This is a genomic window from Protofrankia sp. Cj5 (assembly GCF_917627405.1).
Taxonomy (GTDB): Bacteria; Actinomycetota; Actinomycetes; order Frankiales; family Frankiaceae; genus Protofrankia.
Genome location: NZ_CAKJTO010000149.1, coordinates 1 through 9,056 on the forward strand (window position 1 = coordinate 1; position 9,056 = coordinate 9,056).

At 67.8% G+C, this 9,056-nt stretch carries 8 protein-coding genes; 1 reads left to right on the forward strand and 7 read right to left on the reverse strand.

Annotated features, from left to right (window positions below; genetic code table 11):
* The 7 genes from MJ777_RS20945 to MJ777_RS20975 all read right to left on the reverse strand — a co-directional run.
* The coding region (locus MJ777_RS20945) for a HAMP domain-containing protein (protein ID WP_239377534.1) at positions 1-880 on the reverse strand (880 nt) is incomplete at its 3' end.
* Entirely contained in the window at positions 877-1,554 is a 678-nt protein-coding gene (locus MJ777_RS20950) for a response regulator transcription factor (RefSeq protein WP_239312036.1), read from the reverse strand. The genes MJ777_RS20950 and MJ777_RS20945, both read right to left, overlap by 4 nt.
* 112 nt (positions 1,555-1,666) lie before the next feature.
* Complete coding sequence (locus tag MJ777_RS20955; RefSeq protein WP_239377535.1) at positions 1,667-4,246, reverse strand: FtsX-like permease family protein; 2,580 nt, start codon at positions 4,244-4,246, stop codon at positions 1,667-1,669.
* 62 nt (positions 4,247-4,308) lie between these two features.
* Positions 4,309-5,013: an ABC transporter ATP-binding protein gene (locus MJ777_RS20960; protein WP_239377536.1), complete on the reverse strand. Its 705-nt coding sequence runs from the start codon at positions 5,011-5,013 to the stop codon at positions 4,309-4,311.
* Positions 5,010-5,681, reverse strand: a complete 672-nt coding sequence (locus MJ777_RS20965) for an ABC transporter ATP-binding protein (protein WP_239312039.1) — start codon at positions 5,679-5,681, stop codon at positions 5,010-5,012. Before MJ777_RS20965 ends, MJ777_RS20960 begins: the two co-directional genes overlap by 4 nt.
* A complete protein-coding gene (locus tag MJ777_RS20970; RefSeq protein ID WP_239312040.1) occupies positions 5,678-6,154 on the reverse strand; it encodes a hypothetical protein in 477 nt (158 codons plus the stop codon). The genes MJ777_RS20965 and MJ777_RS20970 overlap by 4 nt, the downstream gene beginning before the upstream one ends.
* A gap of 362 nt (positions 6,155-6,516) precedes the next feature.
* Positions 6,517-7,716 carry a YncE family protein gene (locus MJ777_RS20975; RefSeq protein WP_239377537.1) on the reverse strand — a complete coding sequence of 400 codons (1,200 nt, stop codon included), beginning with the start codon at positions 7,714-7,716 and terminating at the stop codon, positions 6,517-6,519.
* 476 nt (positions 7,717-8,192) lie between these two features.
* Between MJ777_RS20975 and MJ777_RS20980 the strand changes: the two genes are divergently transcribed.
* Positions 8,193-9,056: ISAs1 family transposase (locus tag MJ777_RS20980; protein ID WP_239377538.1), on the forward strand; the 864-nt coding region annotated here is incomplete at its 3' end.

Below are 9,056 nucleotides of genomic sequence, written 5' to 3' on the forward strand. Positions count from 1 at the left end.
GGTCCACATCGTGGATCATGCGGAGGGTTTCGTGCTGCCAGCTGCCCTCCTCGGACGTGTGGTGACTGACCTCGAGCTGCACACGCAGGGCCGCCAACGGGCTGCGTAGCTCGTGGGCGGCATCGGAAACGAAGCGATGCTGCATGGTTGCCGCATTCTCCAGTCGACTCAGCATCTGGTTCATGGTCAGGACAAGGCGGCGGATGTCGTCCCGAGCGGGGGGAACGTCGACCCTGCGATGGAGATCCGCCGCAGTGATGGTGTCGAGCTGACCGCGGATGCGATCAACGACGCGCAAGGTGTAACGCACGAGTGTCCAGACCGCGACCGCGAGCAGGAGCAGCAAAGTGGGGCCGCCAACCACGGCCGCTGCGGTGACGCGGCCGACTGCCTGGTCATAGTCGCTCAACGGTGACGCGATCACGATCGTGGCGGTGGAACCCTGGGTACGTACCGGCAGCGTCAGGATCCGGAAACGACCGTGCGCGAGCGCCACCCGATCCTCGATGCGTTCCCCGGCCGACAGCCCTCCAACGGGCCGCGGGAGGGCCTCCTCACCGGCGTCGAACTCCCGTGAGCTGGCGATCACATGACCGTCGGGTGCGATGACCTGGGCGATGCTGGTGTCCGCGCCGGAACTGGGCAACGGGTCCGGCACGGCGCCGCGGGTGACGACCGCGCTGAGCGTCTGTGCACGTTCGCGGGCCGCATCGTCGATAGTGCCGAGCAGGCTGCTGCTGACGCCGGTGATCAGCAGGAACCCGGCGGTGGCAAGACCGATTGCCGCGACGAGGGTCGCGATGAAGGTCACCCGCAGCTGGAAGGACAGCCGGCGCCACCACCGCGGGCGCGCCGCGGCGTCTTCCCGATGGTCGGTCAACCGCCGTCAGCCCGCAGTCGGTACCCCACTCCGCGCACCGTCTCGATCGCCTGCCGTCCGAACGGTCTGTCAATCTTGCTTCGAAGATAGCTGATATAGACCTCGACGAGGTTCGGATCGCTTTCCCCGAACTCGTCCCAGACGTTGGCGGTGATGTTGCTCTTGGGCAGCACCTGGTCGGGATGGCGCATGAGGTAGTGCATGAGCGCGAACTCGCGGGGCCGTAGCCGAATCTCGGTTCCGGCCCGGCTGAAGCGGTGCCGGGCCGGATCGAGCTGGAGATCACCCGCCGTCAGGACGGTCGGACGCCTCGGGGAGCCTCGCCGGATCAGTGCTCGCAGGTGTGCCAGCAACACAACGAAGGAGAAGGGCTTGGTCAGGTAGTCGTCCGCGCCGAGATCGAGGGCGTCGGCCTCGTCGTACTCCCCGTCCTTCGCGGTGAGTATGAGGACAGGTGTCCAGACCCGCGCCCGGCGCAGCGACCGGGTGACCTCATAGCCGCTGAGACACGGAAGCATGATGTCCAGAACGATCGCGTCGTAGGGGTGGGAGCAGGCAAGCCGCAGGCCCTGCTCGCCGTCGGCCGCGACGTCGACGGCACAACCCTCATGACGAAGTCCGTCCCGGATCGCGGCGGCCAGGTTTTCCTCATCCTCCACGATCAGTATCCGCATCGACAGCTCCTGTCGCACGTTCCCGGACGGACCGGACCGCGCCCCGGGGCCATGCGGGTCGGCGCCCTCCACGGCAACCGCATTGTCTCAGTGTGTTCACGGTCGGGCACGCTCACAGGTCTCGGAGCTCCTTCGGGCCCGCGGCGCCCGCCATCCGGCCACCGAGAACCACCACCGCAGCCGCCGCCGCCACGACACCGGCGACGAGAGCGACCAGATAGCCGACCGGAATCGCCGGTGCCGCAGGCGGTGGGTCGAAGATCCCCGTCAGTACCTTGATGAGCAGGTAGCTGATGGCCGCCGCGATCGCCGCGCCGCCGAGGACACCGCCCAGGACCAGTCCCCGCGCTTCGGTGGCCAGGAAACGTCCGCGCTGGCGGGGGGTGGCGCCGAAGGCGCGTAGCAGCACCAGGGAACGCCGTCGTTGCGACGCGCCGAGCAGCAACGCCAGGCCGGAACACGCCAGCGCGAGCAGGACCCCAAAACCGAGTTCCAGCCTGGACAGGCCGGCAAGATCGGACGCGGCCAAGCCGGATGCGGTTGTGACGGTGGCGCGGGCGGAACGCACGTCGGCTACGTTGACGCCGGGCGCGAGCCGCGACCGTAGGGACGCGGCGGTCGCGGTCGGGTCGGACGATCCGATCAGAAAACTGCCGACCGCGTCCGAGCCGGTCACGTGGATGATGTAGGCGGCGTTGGCGACGATGAAGGAGTCCTTCGGAGCGGTGGGAAACTCCTTGATCTGACCGATCACATGGAACGTCACCGGCTGGTAGATCCGGTCGGGTCCGGTCTGGAGCTGCAGCTGTACCGGGTCGCCGGGACGCAGCTGGTAGTCGTGCAGCGTCTCCGCGGAGAGCAGTACTCCGTCAGGAGTACTGCTCAGAGTGGCCAGTGCGCTCGACACGGTGCTACCCGGGGTGAATGAGTCGCGAAGCGGGGCGACCCGCCGAATCGTGTCGGCGTTCACGCCGTAGATGTCCTGGAGGTCCGGTCCCACATAGGCGAAGCGGTGCTGCAGTGGTTCGACGGCCCGTACGCCGGGTGCGTCGCGGAGCGTGTCGCCGGCGGACGGGCTGACGACGGCGCCGGGGGGTTCGGTGACCGCGACGTCGGCACCGACGGTCAGGGCGACATCGAGCCGGGCCTGGGCATCGTAGGTGGAGGTGAAGACGGCCGTGGACGCCGCGAGGCCCAGCGCGACGGCGAGACCGGCCGAACCGCGCGCCACGATGTGGCGACGTCGTCGAAGCGACGCCGCTTCCAGCTCGGGTGCCCGTCCAGGGCGGTCACCCGACAGCCGCCCGGTGCGCCGGGCGAACCAGCCGGCGCTGATGCGCCACACCAGCAGTGCCAGCCCGGGCCACGCCATCGCCGGGCCCAGGAGAGCCGCGTAGTTCACCGCGGTCGTCGCCACGCCCTCGGGGGCGAGGACGACGTGATACCCGCCGCGGGAGGTGAGCCAGAATGTGACCGCGGCTCCGGCGAGGAGGATCCAGTCGAGACCGAGCCGCAGCGGCCAGGGCGCACGGTCGGGCGGGGCGAACGACGTGTCGGCCCGGACCGTGCCGGCCCGCCGGTCCTGCATCACCCGGATCGCCGGCCCCAGTTGGGTACCCGCGGCTACCGCGACGCCGACGCCGACGCCGACGCCGAGCGCCGTCCACGTCGAGGCGGGCACCAGGTGGCTACCCGCAGGCAACGCGAGGCGGATCGCGAGCCACGCCATCGGCAGGCCCAGCGCCGCTCCGAGCAACGCCGTCAGAGCGGTCTCGCCGGCGGCCAGACGCAGGACAGTTCCCGGCCCCGCCCCGCGTAGCCGCAGCAGCGCGACCTCACGGCGGCGGCGCTCGCCGCGCAGCGCGACGACCAGAACGGCGACTGTGGCGGCGAGCGCCACGCCGGGCACCCCGAGCAACAGCACCAGCAGGAAGGCGTAAAGGGCGTCCTCCCGGGCCCCGGACAATGCGGATTGCAGGTTGTCACCGACGAGGGCACCACCGGCCACCTCGATCTGAAGGTGGTTGTCCCGCTGTTGGATGAGTGTCCCGGCGGCGGCGGGATCGTGCGGCAGGACGGTGTGATCGAAGCCGACATGGATTTGGTGCACCACCGTGGTGCCGCGCGCCAGCGCCGGGAGACGGTCCGGTGGGACCAGAACGACGTTGTCCGGTGGTGCCGTCGCACCGGCGTTCGCCGGCGCTCCTACGACCTGGAACAGCGAGTCGGCGGCGGGAAGGTCGACGACGCCGTCGACGGTGAGCGCGGAGGTCGCGCCGTCTGCCGTTCGGACGGTGATTGTTTCGCCGGGAACGACCGCCAGGTTCGCGGCGGTCTGCTGGGCGAGCAGCACACCGCGTGCGCTACCCACCAGCGGCCTGATCTCACCGGGAAACACCGCGGCGTAGTCCTGGGGCATGGCCAGGATCTGGGCCTGCCCGGTCTGGCGGCTGCCATCGGGTCCCGTCGCCGACAGCTCGGGGACCGCGACCCGGTCGACGGCGACGTGCGCTCGCAGGTCAGGCAACCGCCCGACCGCGGCGACGACGCGGGCGGGATCACCCTGCGGTGTCACCTGGACCTGCCAGTCGACGGGCACGCGGGCGGATGCCCGGACCGTCAGATCGGCGGAGCTGACGGTGATGAAACTACCCAGCGAGGCGACGAAGGCCACCGTTACCGCAACGCTCACGGCTCCGCCCAGCACCGCAGCCGGAGAATGTGTCACCAATCCCCGGATCCATGATAGGGCCCTCACCGGTCGCCCTCCGTTCCATATTGCGACACGGGGGAGGGGATCGTCGCCGGTGGCGGCCCCGCGGTCGGGCGCAGGGTGCCGTCACGCAGCTCGACGCGGGTGGGCAGCAGCCCCGCCACGTCCTCGTCGTGCGTCGCGATGACCAGCGCTCCACCGGCGCGGCGCATCCGGGAGCGCATCACCACCACCATCTCCGCACCGGTGCCGCGATCCAACGGCCCCGTCGGTTCGTCGGCCAACAGCAGCAGCGGATCCCCGGCCAGCGCACGCGCCAACGCCACCCGTTGCTGCTGACCGCCGGACAATTCCGCCGGCAGCGCCTGGGCGACCTCGCCGAGGCCGACGTCGGCCAGCGCGGTACGCGCGGCGGTGGTGGCCGATTGCCGCGTTGCGCCGTGTAGCCGTAACGGCAACATCACATTCTCGGCCGCGGTCAGCTCGGGCACCAACGAGGGCGCCTGGAACGCCAGTCCGATCTGGCGGCGTCGGACCAGCGGATCGGGCGAGAGATCTGGCCAGGAGACGGCCCCGCACGTGGGCAGCAAACCGGCCAGCGCGAGCAGCAAGGTCGTCTTGCCGCTACCGGAACGTCCGCTGAGCCCCAGCTCATCGCCTGCGGACACGGTGAGATCCACCGAAGCCAGCACCGGGGTGCGCTTATACGAGATCTCCAGTTCGACGGCGTCCACCAGCACACTCATGTGATCCGCCCGGCCGTGATGGTGATCGTCCGGTCCGCGACCCGGGCGACCGCCGCCGCATGGGTGACCACCACGACAGCGCTCGCGCGGGGGCGTTCCGCACGCAGCAGCCGCAGCACGTCCGCCTCCTCAGCCCGGTTCACCTCCGCCGTCGGTTCGTCCGCGAGCAGCACCGCGGGATCGCCGATCATCGCGACCGCGAGATTGGCGCGTGCGGTCTCCCCGCCAGACAGTGTCGAGGGGCGGGAAAGCCGCCGCGTCTCCAGACCAAGCCGCTCCAGCAGCTGATCCGCCTGCGCCCTGCCCGGTCGCGGGTGCGGGCGCAACGACGCGGCCAGCAGAACGTTCTCCCGCACCGACAGGTGATTGATCAGGCCGCTTCCCTGCGTGAGGACGCCCAGGTGACGGCCCCGCAGCCGTGCCTGCTCCGCGGGTGGCCGGTGCGACATCCGCTCTCCGGTCAGCCACACGCCGCCGCCATCAGGATCATCGATGCCGGCCAACAGCGCCAGCAGCGTGGATTTTCCCGAACCCGAGTGACCGACGACCGCGACCATCTCGCCGGCTCGCACGGCCAGGTCGACGTCCCGCAACGCCGCGACCTCGCTGTCGACCCGGCCACCACGACGATAGAACCGGTGCAGGCCACGAGCCTCCAGCACGATCACGACAGCCTCAAGCTCTGCGTGATTGTGCGGTAGGCGTCAACGTTGTCGGCGCCCACCGGTCCATAGAGGTCGAGACGGACGGTCTTCCCACCCCTGGCGATCAAGTATTCCTCCACCTCGTCGCGGTACTGCTTGCCGGTCACCGGATCGGGAGCGGAGTTCCGCCGGTACACGATCTTCACGCCGGCCCCTGCTGGCAGGCTTACCGGATCGACCGACCGCGCTTCGAACGCCGGCTGCGTCGAGCGCAGCCGCGGTATCTCGTGGGCGGCCGCGTCGGCCACGCTCGGCGCCTGGCTTCCCTCCACCGTCTCGGCGGCGATACCGTTCAGCTTGTCGACGAACAAGGCCCGCGCTCCAGCCGTCGTCTGCGCCCAGCCCTCGGGGCGGACGAAGGAATAGCCGCCCGAGGCATTCATATAAGCAATGAATGCGACGTTGTCCGGAATATCTCCCGGCGGATTCTTCTCCACCGGGACCGGTTCCTGGGATCCGCCAGCCGAGGCGCCCCCGCCGGCCGCCGCGGGCGAAGCCGTGCTCTGCGACGATCCGGATCCCCCAGAGGCTCCCGAGGACGACGGCGTGCTGGAGGATGAACCGCAGGAAACAAGGCCAGCTATGGAGAAGAGCCCTACCAGCGCCAGCCCCCAGACCGCCAGCAACTTTCGTGTCCACATAGGCCGACCATGCCGCGACGCCGCTTAACAGAAGCTGAACCCTCAGCCGGTGGCACGGTCTTCGTGCCCTGCGGGGAGAACACGAAAGACCTGGACACCGCGATGACACTCGTCCCCCGCGGTAGGCCACCTATCCCCGGGGCGTTCTGAGCGGTCGGTCAGCGCAGGATGCCGGTGTGACCGACGGAGTAACGGCCCGGCTGAGGCCACACACAGGCACCGTGCGGCCCCGGCCCCACCCTGATCCGCGCCAGCAGACTCCCGTCCCTCGTCGAAATCGCGTACACCTCACCGTTGTACCGGCCGGTCAGCCACAACACCGACCCGTCCGCAGACACCCCACCCATGTCCGGACTCCCCCCACCGGGGAGCTGCCATGTGCGCCGTACCTGGCGGGTCGCGAAATCCACCAGCGAGACCGAACCCTCCCCCCGGTTCGACACGTACATCGCGGTCGCATCCCGGGTCGGGTACAGCCCATGCGTCCCCTTGCCGGTGGGCAGGAACCCAGTCATGACAAACCGGACCGGGTCGACGAGGTGCAGGCCGTTCGCCATCATGTCGGCGACGTAGAGCACCTCGCCCCGCGGGTCGAGCTTGATGTCCTGTGGCATGCCCCCGACCGTCAGGTAGCCCGCAACCGAGGGCGTCGCCAGATCGACCTTGACCAGCTTCCCGGAGAACTCACACGTCGCGACGAGGAACGAGTTGTCCGCGGCAAAGTCGACATGGTCGACCCCCGGGCAGTCGACAGGCAGGTGCATCCGCAACTGCCAGGTGTGTGGGTCGTAGAAGTCCAGCCGTTGCAGCGCCTCTGCCACCACAATCGCATATTTTCCGTCCGGGGTGAAGTACATGTTGTAGGGGTCTGCGACCGGAATATTCGGCCCTTTGATCCTGCCGGTGGTCGGGTCGACCGGGGTGAGACTGTTGGCCAGGTCGTTGGTCACGTACAGCGTCGACAGATCCCAAGACGGCACCACATGCTGGGGATTGCGGCCGGTCACGTAATGGTCGATCACCGTGAATCTCGCCGGATCGATCACATCGACGGTGTTGCTGTCACTGTTCGGAACGTAGACGAGCTGCCTCGCGCGACGAACAGCCGGACTGAACTGGTTCGCCCCGTCAAAGGCATACACATCGACCGGTTGTGAGCCACCGCCGTCCCCCGCGGGAGCCGATAGTGGCGCCGGATTCCCGTTCGTCGATACCTGCGGTCGTGCCGGCGTCGCAGCACGTATGGACGGTCCAGGTTCTTCCGCGCAAGCCGCCGCCAGCGCGGCCCACACAGCGATAACGACCGCCACCCGCAACGCCCGCGGCGGTTGGCGGTCAGAGGAGGTCCACACAGGCATGCTCCGATTTCAGCTGAGACCGGCGGCAAGAAGCGTAACGGCATCCGTCTGCGTGGTACCCAGCGCCCCCTCCACTACACGTTCCACCAGCCAACAGGTGCGTCCTGCACCCGTTCCCAGAACAAAAAAGGTCACCGGAACCGCCGGTCCGGGCATTTCCGTGCAAGCACCCAGGGGTGCGCGAAGGTCGCACAGCGTTACGATCTACTACTTTTTGTAGTCGTCTTGTGAGGCCATCCACATGCACCGTGGAAGGGTATAGTGCGCTTCAACGCTGCCCCGCCTACATCGGTCGAGATTCGCCAACATATCGGCGCGGCACGTCGCGTGTCGACCAGAAGAATCTGCTGGAACGTGATAGGCGACCTGTGGCCGCTGCATTATCTGACATCTGACGTGCCGTTGTGATGAAAATGACCTTCCGGTCGGGATAATGAAAGTACCAGAAACACAACCCCAACCGAGAAGGCCATCGCATGTCATCATGCCAGACCGGCGCCACCCTGTCGAACGGCCATGACCACGCCGGCGAGAATACGGCCAGCAGACTTCTCGAGATGCTGCGCCAGGTGAAAGATTTCCGGGCGGCCCGCGGAAAAATCTACAACATTGATTGTATTCTCGCTGTCGCGGTTGTCGCGACACTCGCTGGCGCCGCGAACTACCGCCAGATCGGCCGACGGGCCGGCGACCTTCCGCAACGCCTTCTCGCCCAGCTCGGGGCGCCCTACGATTATTTTCGCGCGTGGTACGAGGCGCCGAGCGAGAGCACGATTCGGGATGTCCTGACACAGGTCGACGCGGACGTGTTGGACCTTATTGTCGGTGCCTGGCTGCATGAATGCGCGACACGCGATCGCGACGGTGATCTGGTACTCGCGCTGGATGGGAAGGTTCTGCGGGGCGCCTGGACCGATGAGAACGCGCAGGTCACACTGTTTGCCGCCATGATCCATGAAGACGGCGTCGTCGTCGCCCAGACCCTGGTTCCCAGCAGCACCAACGAAATAACCCAGGTGGGGAAGCTGGTAAAAATGATTAAATATACACGGGGGCGAGCCATTATCACGGCGGATGCGGCCCACACGCAGTTCAGAACCGCGATTCTCCTCCATAAACGCGGCATCGACTACGTCCTTACCGTCAAACGAAACCAGCCCACCCTTCACCGCCATGTCTTCGAGCGCTGTCTTCCGTTACTCCAGGAAGCCTCTCATCACGAGGAAGAAGAACGCTCACACGGACGCATCAAGCGGTGGGCCATCTGGACCACGACCGCCGAGGACATCCGCTTCCCGTTCGCACGGACGATAGCCATAATCCGCCGAGAGGAATTCGAG

Bases quoted from the DNA above. Each gene is read 5' to 3' on its own strand.
- MJ777_RS20950 (WP_239312036.1), bottom strand. From the start codon at position 1,554: ATGCGGATACTGATCGTGGAGGATGAGGAAAACCTGGCCGCCGCGATC.
- MJ777_RS20960 (WP_239377536.1), bottom strand. From the start codon at position 5,013: ATGAGTGTGCTGGTGGACGCCGTCGAACTGGAGATCTCGTATAAGCGC.
- MJ777_RS20975 (WP_239377537.1), bottom strand. From the start codon at position 7,716: ATGCCTGTGTGGACCTCCTCTGACCGCCAACCGCCGCGGGCGTTGCGG.